13 protein-coding genes and 1 tRNA gene are annotated in these 16,192 nt (G+C 65.0%); 11 read left to right on the top strand and 3 right to left on the bottom strand.

Going from position 1 to position 16,192, the window contains the following annotated elements; translation table 11 throughout:
- Position 1 precedes the first annotated feature (1 nt).
- From ACWPKK_RS12020 to ACWPKK_RS11990, 7 genes are all read left to right on the top strand, one after another.
- Positions 2-463, top strand: a complete 462-nt coding sequence (locus ACWPKK_RS12020; RefSeq protein ID WP_452004154.1) for an IS1096 element passenger TnpR family protein — start codon at positions 2-4, stop codon at positions 461-463.
- Positions 464-572: 109 nt separating this feature from the next.
- Entirely contained in the window at positions 573-2,072 is a 1,500-nt protein-coding gene (locus tag ACWPKK_RS12015; protein WP_452004152.1) for a type I restriction-modification system subunit M, read from the top strand.
- Between the two features lie 202 nt (positions 2,073-2,274).
- A complete protein-coding gene (locus tag ACWPKK_RS12010) occupies positions 2,275-2,421 on the top strand; it encodes a hypothetical protein (RefSeq protein WP_452004149.1) in 147 nt (48 codons plus the stop codon).
- Positions 2,418-3,680 (top strand): restriction endonuclease subunit S, encoded by a 1,263-nt coding sequence (locus ACWPKK_RS12005; protein WP_452004147.1) that lies wholly within the window; start codon positions 2,418-2,420, stop codon positions 3,678-3,680. The genes ACWPKK_RS12010 and ACWPKK_RS12005 overlap by 4 nt, the downstream gene beginning before the upstream one ends.
- 17 nt (positions 3,681-3,697) lie before the next feature.
- Positions 3,698-6,733, top strand: a complete 3,036-nt coding sequence (locus ACWPKK_RS12000) for a type I restriction endonuclease subunit R (protein ID WP_452004144.1) — start codon at positions 3,698-3,700, stop codon at positions 6,731-6,733.
- Between the two features lie 4 nt (positions 6,734-6,737).
- Positions 6,738-7,478 carry a M48 family metallopeptidase gene (locus ACWPKK_RS11995; RefSeq protein ID WP_452004141.1) on the top strand — a complete coding sequence of 247 codons (741 nt, stop codon included), beginning with the start codon at positions 6,738-6,740 and terminating at the stop codon, positions 7,476-7,478.
- On the top strand, positions 7,478-8,401 hold the full coding sequence (locus ACWPKK_RS11990; protein WP_452004138.1) for a restriction endonuclease: 924 nt from the start codon (positions 7,478-7,480) through the stop codon (positions 8,399-8,401). Before ACWPKK_RS11995 ends, ACWPKK_RS11990 begins: the two co-directional genes overlap by 1 nt.
- Positions 8,402-8,410: 9 nt before the next feature.
- On the opposite strand, the gene ACWPKK_RS11985 is transcribed toward ACWPKK_RS11990, so the two are convergent.
- A complete protein-coding gene (locus ACWPKK_RS11985) occupies positions 8,411-10,036 on the bottom strand; it encodes a DUF6538 domain-containing protein (protein ID WP_452004136.1) in 1,626 nt (541 codons plus the stop codon).
- Positions 10,037-10,095: 59 nt separating this feature from the next.
- A tRNA-Ala gene (locus ACWPKK_RS11980) sits at positions 10,096-10,171 on the bottom strand.
- Positions 10,172-10,464: 293 nt separating this feature from the next.
- Here ACWPKK_RS11980 and ACWPKK_RS11975 point away from each other — a divergent pair.
- From ACWPKK_RS11975 to ACWPKK_RS11960, 4 genes are read left to right on the top strand one after another with little or no spacing between them, the layout of a single operon-like run.
- Complete coding sequence (locus ACWPKK_RS11975; RefSeq protein ID WP_149223829.1) at positions 10,465-10,749, top strand: YggT family protein; 285 nt, start codon at positions 10,465-10,467, stop codon at positions 10,747-10,749.
- Positions 10,750-10,751: 2 nt separating this feature from the next.
- On the top strand, positions 10,752-11,093 hold the full coding sequence (locus ACWPKK_RS11970) for a DUF167 domain-containing protein (protein WP_310111093.1): 342 nt from the start codon (positions 10,752-10,754) through the stop codon (positions 11,091-11,093).
- Between the two features lies 1 nt (position 11,094).
- Positions 11,095-12,000 (top strand): bifunctional methylenetetrahydrofolate dehydrogenase/methenyltetrahydrofolate cyclohydrolase FolD, encoded by a 906-nt coding sequence (gene folD, locus ACWPKK_RS11965; protein WP_324869322.1) that lies wholly within the window; start codon positions 11,095-11,097, stop codon positions 11,998-12,000.
- Positions 11,997-12,992 carry a magnesium transporter CorA family protein gene (locus tag ACWPKK_RS11960; protein WP_324869323.1) on the top strand — a complete coding sequence of 332 codons (996 nt, stop codon included), beginning with the start codon at positions 11,997-11,999 and terminating at the stop codon, positions 12,990-12,992. Before folD ends, ACWPKK_RS11960 begins: the two co-directional genes overlap by 4 nt.
- A 372-nt stretch (positions 12,993-13,364) precedes the next feature.
- Here ACWPKK_RS11960 and ACWPKK_RS11955 read toward each other — a convergent pair whose 3' ends face one another.
- A complete protein-coding gene (locus ACWPKK_RS11955) occupies positions 13,365-16,061 on the bottom strand; it encodes a bifunctional acetate--CoA ligase family protein/GNAT family N-acetyltransferase (protein ID WP_452004131.1) in 2,697 nt (898 codons plus the stop codon).
- Positions 16,062-16,192: the final 131 nt, after the last annotated feature.

Here is a 16,192-nt window from a genome sequence, read left to right as displayed (position 1 = left end):
CATGGCCGAAGCCACCACCCACATCGTCCGGGCCGCCCTTCGGCCCAAGCTCTACCGGGACATCGAGATCCCGAGCGACCGCTCTCTCTACGACCTTGCCGAAGCCATCGTCCGGGCCTACGCCTTCGACATGGACCACGCCTTCGGGTTCTTCGCCAAGCTCACCGGCCACATCTACGACGCCAAGCCCCGGTATGAACTCTTTGCCGACATGGGGGCCAACATGGGCGAGGGCGGCGACTCCCTCAGCGTCAAGAAGACGACGGTGGCCCAGGCGTTCCCGAAGGTCGGGAAGGCGATGACGTTCCTGTTCGACTACGGGGACGAGTGGCGGTTCCAGGTCGAGGTCCTGGCCCTCGGCGAGCGGGAGCCACGCAAACGCTACCCGAGGGTGGTCGCGTCGGTCGGCAAGGCCCCGCCCCAGTACCCGGACCCCGACGAAGATTTCGACGAGGAGGACTGAGCCGGCCACCCTGCCGCAGCCCCGTTTCCGGTCAACGCCGTTGCCTGCCGCACCCGGTCTGATAGAGTGCCGCCGCCTTGCACACTTTTGAAGAGACGTTGGGCTTGCGATGGCCGTTCTGACCCTGGACCAGCTTGAATCCCATCTGTGGAAAGCCGCCGATATCCTGCGGGGTTCCATCGATTCGTCGGACTACAAGCACTACATCTTTGGGTTGCTGTTCTACAAGCGGCTCTGCGACGTGTGGGAGGAGGAGTACGAGGAGCGGATGGCCAAATATGGCGACGCCGCTCTGGCCGCCGACCGGGACGAGCACCGCTTCCACATCCCCGAGGGGTATTTCTGGAAGGATGTGCGGAAGCTGTCCACCGACATCGGCACCGCCCTGAACGCCGCGTTCCACGCCGTCGAAGACGCCAACCATGCCTTGCGGGGCGTCTTCCAGGACGTGGACTTCAACAACAAGGAACGGTTCCCTGACGCGTCGCTTGAAAAGCTGCTCCAGCATTTCGAGAAGCATCGCCTCCGCAACGCCGACGTGGAGCCGGACGTTCTGGGGCAGGCGTATGAATACCTGATCGAGCGGTTCGCCGACGATTCCGGCAAGAAGGGCGGCGAGTTCTACACGCCGAAGATGGTGGTGCGGCTGCTGGTGGAGTGCCTGCGGCCCGCGGAGGGCATGTCGATCTACGACCCCACCTGCGGGTCCGGCGGCATGCTGCTAGAAGCCTTTCACCATCTGGAGCGGCAGGGCAAAAACGCCCGCAGCCTGACCCTGTGCGGGCAGGAAAAGAACCTGAACACCTGGGCCATCGCCCAGATGAACCTGTTCCTGCACGACATCCAGGACTTCGACATCGCCCGTGGCGACACGCTGCTGGACCCGAAACATCTGACCGGCGACGGCACCAAGGCGATCCGCACCTTCCACCGCGTGCTGGCGAACCCGCCCTTCTCCCTGAAGGACTGGGGTCACGAGGTCTGGAGCAAGGGCGACCGGTTTGGCCGCGACCGCTACGGATGCCCGCCCAAATCCTACGGCGACCTCGCCTTCGTGCAGCATATGGTCGCCAGCCTGCGGCAGGACGGCATGCTGGGGGTGGTGCTGCCCCACGGCATCCTGTTCCGCGGCGGGGCCGAGGGCCGCATCCGCGAGGGTCTGTTGAAGGACGACCTGATCGAGGCGGTGATCTCCCTCGCCCCCAACCTGTTCTACGGGGCCGGGATTCCCGCCTGCATCGTGATCGTCCGCAAGTCCAAGCCGAAGGACCGCAAGGGCAAGGTGCTGTTCGTCAACGGGGCCGAGCAGTTCATCGAAGGCAAGGCCCAGAACCACCTGTCCGACGCCGACGTCGCCACGCTCGCCCAGGCGTATCACGACTATGCCGATGTGGATCGCCTCGCCCGCGTGGTGCCGATGGCGGAGATCGCCAGCAACGACCACAACCTCAACATCAGCCGCTACGTCCACCTGACCGAGGAGGAGGAGGATCTGGACGTGGCCGAGGAGGTCCAGAAGCTCTTGGAGTTGCGGGAGCAGCGGGACGCCGCCGAGGCCCGGATGATGGGGTTCCTGCGGGAACTCGGCTACCTGCCGGACGGGGCGTGAGGGCACCATGTCGGACAGCAACGCCATTCTCCAGCGGACCGGGGAGGCAACCTGTAAGTACGGCTTACAGGTTCGAGCCGAGGGAGCAACTGTCAAAGATCATTTGACGGTTCAAGACGAGGGACAGCAGCCGGCTTCCCGGACAATCACCGTCAACGAACGGCCGCTTCTCAACGGGAGCGGCCGGATTAGCCACGACGCCATGAAACGTATCGCCCACGACCGCTACGACGAGTTCGACCGGCAGCGGAGGCAGCAGGACGCCATCGCCGCCGACGCGGCGGACCTGGAGGAACTGAAGGCTATCGAGGCCGAGATGTCGAAGACCCGGAAGGGGGGCGGGCGATGAGGGTGCCGGAAGGGTGGGCAAAAATGAAAATCGGCGATCTTTGCCAGCCTGATTCTGAACAGGTGTCGGTAGCTCCAGACAAAACCTACAAGTTGATGGGTGTCCGCTGGTATGGGAACGGCCCACATCTCCATTCCGAAGTGCTTGGCGAGAAGCTAAACACGAACACACTCAATTTGATCAAAGAAGGGCGAATTACTTATAACAAAATGTGGGTATCGAAATCTGCATTCGGTGTCACATCCGCAGATCATCGTGGAATGTACGCAACGGCTGAGTATCCGACTTTTGTTCCGAGTCCAAGATTGTATGTGGATTTTATGAGGCACTACATGAAATTAGAGTCCTTTAGAGTCCAGGCTCTCAGTCGTTGCCGTGGTACGACCTCGCGGGCACGGCTAAATCCCAGGGACTTTCTGGACCTTGAAATTCTGCTTCCGCCGCTCTCCGAACAACACCGTATTGCTGAAGCACTTACAGATGTAGATAAGGCCATCGAGGCGACGCAGGCGGTCATCGAGCAGATCCGAGTAGTAAAGCAGAACGTTCTGGAGCGATTGCTGAGCACGGGCATTGGCCATACCCGTTTCAAGCAGAGTGAAATTGGAGAAGTTCCGGAAGAGTGGGAGGTCCTCAGGCTTGAGTCTCTGTTGGCCAATGTCAGCACTCCGATGAGAAGCGGACCTTTTGGTAGTGCTCTCAAAAAAGAAGAACTTGTTGATGCTGGAATCCCGTTCCTTGGAATCGATAATGTCCATGCAGAGCGGTTTGTGCAAGAGTTTAAAAGGTTTGTAACAGAATCAAAATTTGAAGAGCTTCGACGATTTTCTGTTCGCTCCCGAGACGTGATGATTACGATCATGGGAACTGTTGGCCGATGCTGTGTAGTCCCTAAGTCTGTTGGTCTTGCCTTGTCGTCCAAGCATGTGTGGACAATGACCTTCGACCAAAGCCGTTGTATCCCTGAACTTATATGTTGGCAGTTGAATTACGCTCCGTGGGTTTTAAAAGAGTTTGAGCGATCAGCCCAGGGTGGTGTGATGGGGGCAATCAACTCAAGTGTGCTTCGGGAACTGCGACTCCCAGTTCCGCCGTTGGAAGAGCAGGACCGTATTCTCAGTATGTGGTCAAGCTTCCAAGACGCCCTGAAGGCGGAGCACGACAAACTCGGCCGACTTATTTCACTGAAGTTTATCCTATTCTCCGATCTTATGACCGGCCGGAAGCGGCTGCCCGTCAATATTTTAGCCGCCGAGTAAGGCACAGGAGCAGCACCGTGGCCCAGGGCATGGAATGGCACCTCGCCGAGCAACCCACCATCGCCTGCCTTGAGGCCATGGGCTACCGCTTCGTCCCGCCTGAGGAGCACGCGGCCCTGCGGGACGGCGAGAATCAGGTGCTGTTCCGTCCCCACCTCATCGAAGCCATCCAGCGGATCAACGGCGTCTCCCTGGCCGACGCCCAGGCCGCCTACGCCGACCTCGTGTCGGTCACCGACAACGAAGTGTGGCTCAAAAAGCTCCGCGGCGACTTCAGCCGGCTGGTGCAGGGAGAGGCGACGAAGCGTACCCTGCGGGTGGTCGATTTTGCCAACCCGGCCAACAACCGACTGACCGTCACCCACCAGTTCCGCGTCAAGGCCGAACGGACCCGGATTCCCGATGTGGTGGTCCACCTGAACGGCATCCCGGTGGTGGTGATAGAGTGCAAGAGCCCGATCAACCACAAGGACAAGACCGGCGAGGCGTTCGACCAGATCCGGCAGTACGAGCGGGACATCCCCCGGCTGTTCCTGTCCAACGTCTTCAACATCGTCACCGACGGCACCAACTGCCTCTATAGCTCCACCGGCAGCCCGTCGAAGTTCTTCGCGGCGTGGCGGGACCCGTGGCCCCGCCAGGAGTCCGACTTCACCGACGAGTTGTCCAAGGGGCTGTGGTGCCTGCTGGAGCCGTCCCGCCTGCTCGACCTGATCGCCCACTTCGTGGTGTTCGAGAAGACCGAGGAGGGCATCGTCAAGAAGATGTGCCGCTACCAGCAGTTCCGGGCGGTCAACAAGATCGTCGAGCGGGTGGTGGAGAACCGGCACCGCCGGGGACTGGTCTGGCACACCCAGGGGTCGGGCAAGTCGTTGACCATGGCCTTCGCCGCCCTGAAGCTGAAGACCCACCGGACGGTGGAGTCGCCCGAACTGACCAACCCCAACATCCTGGTGCTGACCGACCGGGTGGACCTGCACACCCAGATCACCACCACCTTCACCGCCTGCGGCCTGCCGAACCCGACCGACATCGGCAGCATACGCGATCTGCGGACCCTGATGGATGGCAAGACAGACGGGCTGATGGCCCTCTCGACCATCTTCAAGTTCCAGGGGTCCGAAGAGGCGGTTGCGAACTCCGCCACCTGGATCGTCATGGTGGACGAGGCTCACCGCACCCAGGAAAAGGACCTCGGGGCCTTCCTGCGGAAGACGCTGCCCGACGCCCGCTTCTTCGGCTTCACCGGCACGCCGATCAAGAAGGACGACAAGGACACCTACGCCAACTTCGGCGTGGTCGGGGAGGGCTATCTCGACAAGTACGGCATCGACGACGCCGTGGCCGACGGGGCCACGGTGCCGATCTACTACACCGGCCGCAAGACCGACTGGCACATCGACGAGGCCAAGATCGACATCCTGTTCGACCAGTGGTTCGCCGACCTGCCCGACGACAAGCTGGCGGAACTGAAGAAGCGGGGCGTGACGGTCGCCGATCTGGTCAAGCACCCGAAGCGGATCGCCCTGATCGCCTACGACATCTGGACCCACTTCAAGGAATACGCCCGTCCCGACGGCTTCAAGGCCCAGATCGTCGCCTTCGACCGCGAGGCGGTCATCCTCTACAAGCGGGGCTTGGATGCGGTCATCGCCGAGGATCTGGCCGCCGAGGGCATGCCCATCGCGGACGCCCAGGCGATGGCGGCGGACATGTCGGCCTGCGTCTACTCGTCATCGCAGGAGGACGGGAAGCCGAGCGAGGACGACTACACCCAATCGATCCGCGACGACCTCGTGGCCCATTATCTGGACGACAAGGCCGAGATCGATGTGAAGAAGGCGTTCGGCAAGAAGGGCGTCCGGCCGGACTTCCTGATCGTCTGCGACAAGCTGCTGACCGGGTTCGACGCCCCCGTCGAGTCCGTCATGTATCTCGACAAGCCGCTGAAGGAGCACGGCCTGCTCCAGGCCATCGCCCGCACCAACCGGGTCGCCGACGCCCGCAAACGGAACGGGCTGATCGTCGATTACATCGGCGTGTCCGCCCATCTGGACAGGGCTCTGGCCTCCTACCGGGCCGACGATGTCCGCAACGCCATGCGGGATCTCGACGACCTCCGCAACCAGCTTCGGGCCGCCCACGCCGCCGTGCTCCACATGATGAAGGGGGTGAAGCGGGCCGGCGGGCGGCCGGGTGGATCAGGACACAAGGACAGCCTGAAGGCCGAGTTCGACCAGCTTGTCGCCCGGCTGAAATCCGACGAGACCCAGTGGATCGAGTTCCGCAAGGCGGCCCGCGAGTTCATCGGCCTGTACGAGGCCGTCAGCCCGGACCCCTGCGTGCTGGAGTTCACCGCCGACCTGAAGTGGGTGGCCCTGTTCCTCCAGTACGCCACCCAGGCCATCGAGAAGCGGGAGGCGTTCGACCAGCGGTCCTACAGCCGCAAGATACGCGACATGCTGGAACGCCACCTCGACGCCACCGGGCTGAGCGTCACGGTGAAGCTCCGCCACATCACCGACCCGGAGTTCTGGGAGGACTTCAAGGTCGAGGGCAAGACGGAGGACGAGCTCAAGACGGCGGCGATCCGCAAGACCACGGAACTCCGCAAGGTCGTCTACGAGCGGCTGGGCCAGAACGCCCACCAGTACGGCAAATTCTCCGACCGGCTGCGGGAGTTGCTGGAGAAGCTGGAGGGTGCCCAGCTTTCCTGGGCCGACACCCTGAAGATGGCGGAGGACCTCGCCAAGGATCTGGAGGCCGAGGCGACTGCCCATGAGGACGCCGGAATGTCGCAGGGAGCTTACGGCATCCTCCAGGTCCTTCTGGCCTTCGACGCTGGAGATGGAGCGGACGGGCTGGCGGAGCGGATCGCCGCCCTCTACGAGGATGATGCGACCGCCCCGCGGCTGTGGCAGGAGAAGGAGGGGCTGCGGCGGTCGCTGCGGCAGCAGGTCCGCGGCTTGGCCCACGAATTCGGCCTGGGGAACCTCAAGGAGGTCTCCGAACAGGTCGAGGAATTCGCCCTCAAGCAGTTCGCCAAGGTCTGATCGCATGCCCATGCTGACGGTCGGCAGTGTCGAGATCCCCTATGTCCTGCGTCGCTCCGACGCGGCGACGCGGGCACGCATCACCGTCACCCCGGACAGCGTCGAGGTGGTCGTGCCCACCGCCGCCACCGAGGACGAGATTGCCGGCGTGCTCCATCGCCGCCGGGCATGGCTGTACGAGCAGACCCGCCACATGGCCGAGCGGATGGCCCGCTCCAACGCCGTCCGGCGGTTCGTCAGCGGGGCCAAGATCCCCTACCGGGGCCGGCTCATGCGGCTGCGGGTCGAGCCCTGCGACGACACGCTGGTGAGCGTCACCTACCGCAACGGCTTTCTGGTCGGCTGCCCGCGGTCCGTGGCTTCCACCTCCCACGACGACCTGATCGAGTCGGCATTGCGGCTGTGGTTGAGGAAGCGGCTCCGCCAGGATGTCGTCGACCTCGTCCGCCGGCACGGCGAGCCGAACGGACTGAAGCCGAAGGATGTCCGGGTCAAGGACCAGAAGCATGTCTGGGGAAGCTGCGGGATCGACCGCGTCGTGAACTTGAACTGGCAGTTGGTCTTCGCCCCCCGGACGGTGCTGGAATACGCGGTGGTCCATGAACTCTGCCACCTGCGGCACCGCACCCACGACCGGTCCTTCTGGGGACTGGTCGGAACCATCCTGCCGGACTGGGAGGCCAGGAAGGCGTGGCTGGACCAAAACGAACATTTCCTGATGTTGCGACGCGTGGAGCCGACCTGATGGCCATTCCCGATTTCCAGACCTTGATGCTCCCCGTGCTGAAGACCGCCGCCGGGGGTGGCGAGGTCCGCATCGGCGATGTGGTGGACCAGCTTGCTGACGTGTTCGCGTTGACCGACGAGGAGCGGGCCCAGCTTCTGCCGTCGGGCCGGCAAACGACCTTCGCCAACCGGGTCCATTGGGCGAAGAGTTACCTGACGAAAGCAGGGCTGGTGGACCTCACCCGGCGGGCACATTTCCGCATCACGCCGACCGGCCGGGACGTGCTGAACTCGCCGCCGAAGCGGATCACCATCCGGTTCCTGGAGCAATTCCCGAGCTTCAAGGGCTTCCGCGATGGCGAGGCCGAAGCTGCCGAGCCTGCCGACTATGTCGGCTGTACGCTCCGAGTAGTCGAGCCCCTGACCCCCGATGAGGTGATGCGGCAGGCCCACGCCCGAATAGAGGTGTCGCTGGCCGACGAAATCCTCCAGCGGGTGCGATCCGGCACGCCTGCCTTCTTCGAGAAGACCGTGGTCCACCTGCTGATCACCATGGGCTATGGCGGGTCTGTGACGGAACTCGACAAGGCTCTGGTCGGCAAGTCGGGTGACGACGGTGTCGATGGCGTCATCGATCAGGACCCGCTCGGGTTGGACCGGGTCTATGTCCAGGCCAAGCGGTATGCCGACGGTAACACCGTCGGGGCGGGAGCGATCCGAGATTTTTTCGGCAGCCTGAACCTGTTCAAGGCGACCAAGGGGCTGTTCGTGACCACCTCGGCTTTCACCGCGTCAGCCAGAGAGACGGCCGACCGGCTGGGCACCCGCATCGTGCTGATCGACGGAATCCAACTGGCCAAGCTCATGATCCGGCACGAGGTCGGATGCAGGGTCGAGGAGACCCTGCACATCAAGAGGGTGGACGAGGACTTCTTCGAATAACAGCCGGGCCTATGCAGGGAACGGGGCGAGCATCAGGTGGCCAAGGTCGAGTTCCGGGTAGCCGACTTTGGAGATGGCCTCCAGAAGGGTCGATGCCCGGAACCCCCGGCCGTAGAACTCGGCACTTTCCGAGCCCATGTCGCCGTTGTCGCCGGCCCAACCGCCAAGAGCCAGGGCAAGTTCACGGTCAACCCGAGCCTCCCGGAGAGCATCGCGGAAATTGTGACGGAAGCTATGGAAGCAAGTCCTTCCTGCCGACGCCCCCGCCTTCTGTAGGAAGCGTCGGAACCACTTCGAGAATATGTCGGAGTAATATCCGGTTTTTGCCGGAAGTAGTTCCGGAAACAGTTTGGCGTTCCTCTTCCGCCGCTGCTCGCTGACGTACTCTTCGAATCCCGCAGCAAGCAGGGTCGGATGGACCGGGATGACCCGCTCGCTGCTGCCGGTCTTGAGCCGCTTGTCGTCGGTCCCCTTGATTGCCTCGGCGGTGACCACGAAGCACAGAGTGCCGTCGATCACCCGGACATCCTCGGTGTTCATCTGGCAGATCTCGTTGAGCCGCATGCCCGAAAACAAGCCGATCAGCGGTACCCAGAAGCGTCCCCGCCGGGGACGGGCTTCTCCGGGCTTGGCGTAGCCGTAGTCGTCGTCCTGGCAGCCGGTGTAGAGCGGGGCGGTGAAGAGGGCTTGAAGCTGCTTCGGGGTGAACGGCTGCCGCTTGTCCTTGCGGTTGGTGGTGTCCACGACGCCGAGCCCCTTTGCCGGATTCCGGTCGATGAACCCCTCGTTGACCGCCCAGGTCAGGAGAGCGGACAGCTTCGTCATATAGCCGTTCACGGTCGCGGGGCTGAGGCCGGACGCCTTGCCGGCGTCGCGGGCTTTCTGGGCGATCTCACGGGCGGTCAGGTTTGGGTACCGCTTGGTCGAATTCGGCGGCAGCCACCGGAGGGTATCCATGACCTCGCGGCAGGTCTCCCGGCCGATGTCGAACACTGGCGTGTCCTGGCCGATGATCTCGATCAGCAGGCCGAACACCGTCTCGTAGGCCAGGACGGTCTTGCCGGACCGGATGACACCAGGATCGGCCATGTAGGCGTCGTAGACCTGCTGGATGGTTTTCCCCTTGGCGGGCTCGACAGCGGGCAAAGCCGCCTCCGCGGCGACCGGTTGGGCGGCCTGGAGTTTTTCGGCGATGCGGCTGGCCAGCAGGTCCAGGTCGATGTGGATGGCCGGGCCGGTGGGCTCGGGCAGGACGGTGTTGGCCGTCACCGAGGGGGCGGGGGGCGGTCGGCAGGCCCGGTCGCACGCGGCGTGGGCCGGATCGCTTCCGGTGCCCCCGCGAACCGCATCGAACATGTCCTCGATCTCGAAGGCCACCCTGCGGGCCGCCCGGATGGCGTCGGGGTAGTTGCTGATCCTGAGGGATCGGTTGATGTGCGTCCGGCCCAGAACGGCCTGGATGTCGGCGGGGACGCGGGTTCGGAACTGCCACACGGCTCCCCGCAGCCACAGCCCCGTGGGACGCCGCTTGGGCAACAGGGATGTGCGACACCCAGGGCGGGCGGAAACGGCGGATTTTGCAGGGGATGAAGGCGATTCGGCCGACGCCGTGTGCGACAGGGCTGTGTCACACACCGGGTCCGACGCCCCGTTCGGGGCGGATTTCCCAGCCAAATCAATGGGAACACAAGTAATGGTGGAGCCGAGGAGGATCGAACTCCCGACCTACGCATTGCGAACGCGTCGCTCTCCCAGCTGAGCTACGGCCCCACACTCACACCGTGGCGTCTTCGTTGCCCCGGCGTGGCGCGGATATTGTCCATGACGGGGGGTGCTGTCAAGCGGTTGATTCAGAAAAAATGAAGCGTGACTGCAATGGCCTAGCCCTGCCCCGCGTCGGCGGCGTACCGGTCTATGCGCCGCAGGCCACCCGGCCTATCGGCGGGCCGCCGTACTGGACAGGTCTCTCCGCTTATGCTTAGGGTGCCCGGAAAAGGCTGGCGCCCGCTTCGCACTGCGTTGCGCGCGGCCATCCCAAAGAACCGCTATGGAGCTGGGCCGGCATGATCGCGCTGTATATGCTCATCAACACCATTCTGGACCTGTTCTTCTGGGTCCTTATCCTGTCGGCGATCCTCAGCTGGCTGGTGGCCTTCAATGTGGTGAACACGCGCAACCGCGCGGTCTATGTGATCGGTGACTTCCTGTATCGCATCACCGAACCGGTGCTGCGCCCGATCCGCCGCGTCCTGCCCAACATGGGCGGGCTGGATCTGTCGCCGATCGTGGTTCTGCTGGCGATCTCCTTCATCCAGAACCTGATGGCCCAGTACTGGCCGCGCTTCTGACCGTGGCGGCGTCCTCTCCGCTCGAGGCGGTGGCCGACGGCCTGCGGGTGGCACTCCGGGTGACGCCCAAGGCGTCGCGCAACGCGGTGACCGGCACGGCCGAAACCGCCGGAGGCGGGAAGGTTCTCAAGCTGGCGGTCACGGCGGTGCCGGAAAACGGCAAAGCCAACGAGGCTGTCATAAAACTGTTGTCGAAGGCATGGAAACTGCCCAAGACCAGCCTGACGGTGGTGGCCGGCGCCACCGACCGGAACAAGATACTGCATGTGGCCGGCGACCCGGCGGCATTGCTGCCGCGGCTGTCGGCCCTGATCGACGATGTGGGCACCGAGGGTGGAGAGTAGCATGGCGGACGCGAAGATCATCGACGGCAAGGCCTTTGCGGCAGGCCTGCGCGCGCGGGTGGCGGACGGTGTGGCGGCGCTGAAGGCCAGCCATGGCGTCACCCCCGGTCTGGCCGTCGTGCTGGTGGGCGAGGATCCGGCCAGCCAAGTCTATGTCCGCTCCAAGGAACGGGCCCTGGTCGAACTGGGCATGAACAGCTTCGACCATCACGAGCCGGCCGACATGGCCGAATCCGACCTGCTGGCCCTGATCGACCGCCTGAACGCCGATCCGGCCGTGCACGGCATCCTGGTCCAGCTGCCGCTGCCCAAGCACATCGACAGCCAGAAGGTGCTGGCCCGCATCGTGCCGGAAAAGGACGCCGACGGCTTCCATGTCGTCAATGCCGGCCTGCTCGCCACCGGCCAGCCGGGCGCCATCGTGCCCTGCACGCCGCTGGGCAGCCTGCTGCTGATCCGCGACACGCTGGGCCGCGACCTGAAGGGCAAGCGCGCCCTTGTGCTGGGCCGCTCCAACATCGTCGGCAAGCCGATGGCGCAGCTCCTGCTGCAGGCTGACTGCACGGTGACCATGGCCCATTCCCGCACGGCGGATCTGCCGGAGGAATGCCGTCGCGCCGATATCCTGGTGGCGGCGGTCGGCCGGCCGGAGATGGTGCGTGGCGACTGGATCAAGCCCGGCGCCACCGTGATCGACGTCGGCATCAACCGCGTCGCGGCGGCGGAGCCCGGCAAGACCCGGCTGGTCGGCGACGTCGCCTTCGACGAGGCGGTGAAGGTGGCGGGCGCCATTACGCCGGTGCCGGGCGGCGTCGGCCCGATGACCATCGCCTGCCTGATGCTGAACACGCTGGCCGCCGCCTGCCGCGCCGCCGGCGCGCCGGTGCCGGAAGAGGCGGCCCTTTGATCACCGTCCATGCCCGTGCCGAAGACGGGCGGGTGGTGCGCCAGCCGCTCGAACTCGGCGAGGATCTGCCGGTCGGCGCAGTCTGGATCGACCTTCTGCGCCCGACGGAAGCGGAGCGTGCCCATGTCGGCGCGCTGACCGGCTTCGATCTCCCGACGCGCGAGGAGATGAAGGAGATCGAGGCCTCCAGCCAGCTTTATGTGGAGGGGGAGGGGATCTACATGACCTCTCCCATCATTTCGCGCGCGACCTCGCCCCATCCGGAGCAGGGCGAGCTGACCTTCGTGCTGACCCCGCGCCACCTGATCACGCTGCGCTACACCGAACCGCTGCCGGTCATCACCTTCGCCGCCCGCTGCGTCCGCCAGCCGGAACTGCTGGCGACGGGGGAGAGCGCGCTGTTCGGCCTGCTCGACGCGGTGATCGACCGGGTGGCCGACGTGCTGGAGCTGGTCGGCGGCCGCATCGACGAGCTGTCGGCCCGCGTCTTCGACGATTCGCTGGACGGCGGCGGCTTCGGCAAGGCGGCCAAGAAGCCGGACGAGCTGCAGGACGTGCTGCGCGGCATCGGCCGGGCCGGCGACCTGACCCACAAGGTGCGCGACAGCCTGGCCGGCCTCGACAGGCTGGTGGTGTTCATGACCTCGGTCAGCGGCGGCCGGCTGAACAAGGAACAGAAGACCGCGCTGAAGACGATGACGCGCGACTTGCGCTCCCTGACCGAGCATGCCGGCTTCCTGGCGCACGAGGCAAATTTCCTGCTCGACGCCACGCTCGGCCTGATCAACATCGAGCAGAACGCCATCATCAAGATCTTCTCGGTCGTCTCGGTGGCGCTGATGCCGCCGACGCTGATCGCGTCCGCCTACGGCATGAATTTCAAGCACATGCCGGAGCTGGAGTGGAGTTTCGGCTATCCCATGGCCATCCTGCTGATGGTGCTGTCGGCCGTGGTCCCGCTCTGGTACTTCCGCCGTCGCGGCTGGCTGTAAGTCGCTGTAAGTCAAGGATAGGCTGGGCGCGTGCCTCACCGAATTCGACGCCGGTGGGGCGCGCCCGCGACGGCGCGTCGCAGTTCCTTGATTTCCTAATTTTGCGAGCGAAAGCCCTTCCGCAATACCTATGCGTGCGCCAGGGTGGCGGCGCGGACGGGATGGCGGACTGGCCGCCATCCCCGCCGCTTACGAGGAGTGAAGAGGATGTCGCAAATCCTCAAGCTCCTGATCCTCTTGCTGGAGATCGTCAAGCGGGTGCTTGACCTCTACCGGTAAGGATCGGGCCGGCGGGCAGGGGATACCAGCCTCTGCCTGCCAAGCCTGATATTGCCTCATCCATGCCTACAGTCAACCGCCGGTATAGCAACCTCACCCCGCCAACCCGCCGCCCAGTTCGATGCGAACCTCGACCACGCCGGGCTCGTCCAGGTTCTCCTTGCGCACGAAACCGAGCGCGCGGCACATGTTCAGCATGTTGGTGTTCTCGCGCAGAACCTCGCCATAGACTTCCCGGATGCCGCGCGAGCGGGCGTAATCCAGGATCTTGTTCATCAGGATATAGCCCAGCCCCTGGCCCTTCATGTCGGACCGCACCATCACCGCATATTCGGCGCGGCGGTTGTCGGGGTCGGCGGTGATGCGCACCACGCCATACATGATGATGTCGCCGGTCTGCGGGTCTGGACCGACGGCGATCAGCCCCATCTCGCGGTCGTAGTCGATCTGGGTCAGGCGCGCCGCCGCCTGATGCGACAGCCGCTTCAGCGGGGCGAAGAAGCGCAGGCGCAAATCCTCTGCCGTCTGGTTCTCCACCAAGTGATGAACCAGCGGCTCATCTTCCGGTAGGATCGGGCGGACGAAGAACTGGCGGCCGTCCTTGATGGTGATGCGGTCCTCCAGCGCCTTCGGGTAGGGCCGGATCGCCAGCCGGGCCGCCCCGGGCAGGGCTGGCACGCCGACCTTGATGCGGGCGTCCAGCGCCATCACGCCGTTGGCGTCGGCCAGCAGCGGGTTGATGTCCATCTCCGCGATCTCGGGGAAATCGACAACCAGCTGGCTGACCTTGTTGAGCGTCAGCGCCACCGCGTCGAGATCGACCGCCGCGCGGGAGCGGAAGCCCTGCAATTGCCGATGGATGCGTGTGCGGCTCATCTGCTCGGCCGCCAGCTTCATGTTCAGCGGCGGCAGGGCCAGCGCGTAATCCTCCACCACCTCCACGCCGATGCCGCCCTCGCCGAACAGCAGGACCGGGCCGAACATCTCGTTTTCGGTCATGCCGACGATCAGTTCATAGGCGTCGGGGCTGACGGCCATCTCCTGCACGGTGAAGCCTTCGATCTTCGCCTCGGGCGCCAGTTCGGCGACGCGGGCCAGCATCGCCTCCGCCTCCGCCTTCACGTTCTCCGGGCTGGTCAGGCCCAGCGCAACGCCGCCGACGTCGGACTTGTGGGTGATGTCGTGCGACAGGATCTTCAGCGCGATCGGGCCGCCGATGACGCGGGCGGCGTTCGCCGCCTCCTCCGGCGTTTCGGCGACGCGGGTGTCGACCACCGGAATGCCGTAGGCGGCCAACACGCGCTTGGCCTCATACTCGCTCAGCCACTCGCGCTTTTCCGCCATGGCGCGGGAGACCACCTTCTTCACGGTGATCTCGTCGGGCTGGAAATCCTCCGCCACGGACGGCGGGGTCTCCATCAGAAGCTGCTGGCTGCGGCGGTAGCGCACCAGATGCATGAAGGCGCGCACCGCGTCGGACGGACCGTTGTAGGTCGGGATGCGGGCGTCGGCGAACAGCTTGCGCGCCTCCACCGCCGACTGGTCACCGATCCAGCTGGTCAGCACCGGGTGGCGGCGGGCCTTGTTGGCCTGCACCGTCTCCGCCACCGCCTGGGCGATGGCCTCGCTGTCGGTCAGGGCGGACGGGCAGTGCAGGACAAGGACCGCGTCGTTGCTGGTGTCCTGCATCAGCGCGTTCAACGCCTCGGCATAGCGCTTGGGCGTGGCGTCGGCGCCGATGCGCAACGGATTGCGGAAGGGCGCGCCACCCGGCGTCTGTCCCAGCGCCTTGGTCAGCGCCTCCTGCGTCTCCGGCGCCATGGCGGCGAGTTGGCCGCCCGCCTGGATCAGCTTGTCGGTGGCCATGACGCCCATGCCGCCGCCGTTGGTCAGGATCGCCAGCCGGTCGCCGGTGATCGGCACCCCGGTGCCCAGCGTGCCGGCGGCGTCGAACAGTTCTGCCAGATCGTTCACCCGCAGCACGCCGGCGCGGCGGAACACCGCGTCATAGACCGCATCCGACACGGCCAAAGCGCCGGTGTGCGAGGCCGCGGCCTCCTGCGCCTCGTCGGAGCGGCCGGCCTTGATGACGATGACCGGCTTCTGGCGCGAGGCGGAACGGGCGGCCGACATGAATTTGCGGGCGTGCGTGATGCTCTCGATATAGAGCAGGATGGCGCGCACCGTGACGTCGGAGGCCAGATAGTCCAGCAGGTCGCCGAAATCCACGTCGCCGCGGTCGCCCAGCGACACCAGATGCGAGAAGCCGATCCCGCGCGACGTCGCCCAGTCGGCGATGGAGGTCAGCACCATCGAGCTCTGCGCCACCAGCGCCACGTCGCCCTTGCGGGGCGCCACCGGCGCGAAGCTGGCGTTCATGCCGCGGCCCGGCACCATCGCGCCCAGGCTGTTGGGGCCCAGCACCCGCATCAGATAGGGCTTTGCCGCGTCCAGCATCGCCTGGGTCTGGTCGGCGGACATGCCGTTGGTCATGACGATGGCGGCCTTGGTCCCGCGCTTGCCCAGCGCGTCGATGGTCGCCGCCACCGTGTCGGGTGCGGTGCAGATGACGCCCAGGTCCGGCGTGATCGGCAGGCTGTCCACCGTCTTGTAGGTCAGCACCCCTTCCACCGCCCGCTCGGTCGCGTTGACCGGCATCACCGGTCCGTCGAACCCGGCCTGGAACAGGTTGCGGGCCACCACGGCCCCCACCGTGCCCGGCTTGCGGCTGGCGCCGATCAGGGCGATGGAGGCGGGCTTGAACAGCTTGTCGAGGTTGCGAACGGTCATGACCGGATCCGGTGCTGGGAAAAGGCGCCGGCCCCAGTCTGCCACGGGTTGCCGACGGTTTTGATGACGAACAGCGCCGGCCCGGACTTTCATCCCCGCCATTTGCTGCGCCGCAACATTACGGGCTGGTA

The sequence above is a fragment of the Azospirillum largimobile genome, from assembly GCF_977007025.2.
This window is presented reverse-complemented; position numbering and strand designations above follow the sequence as displayed.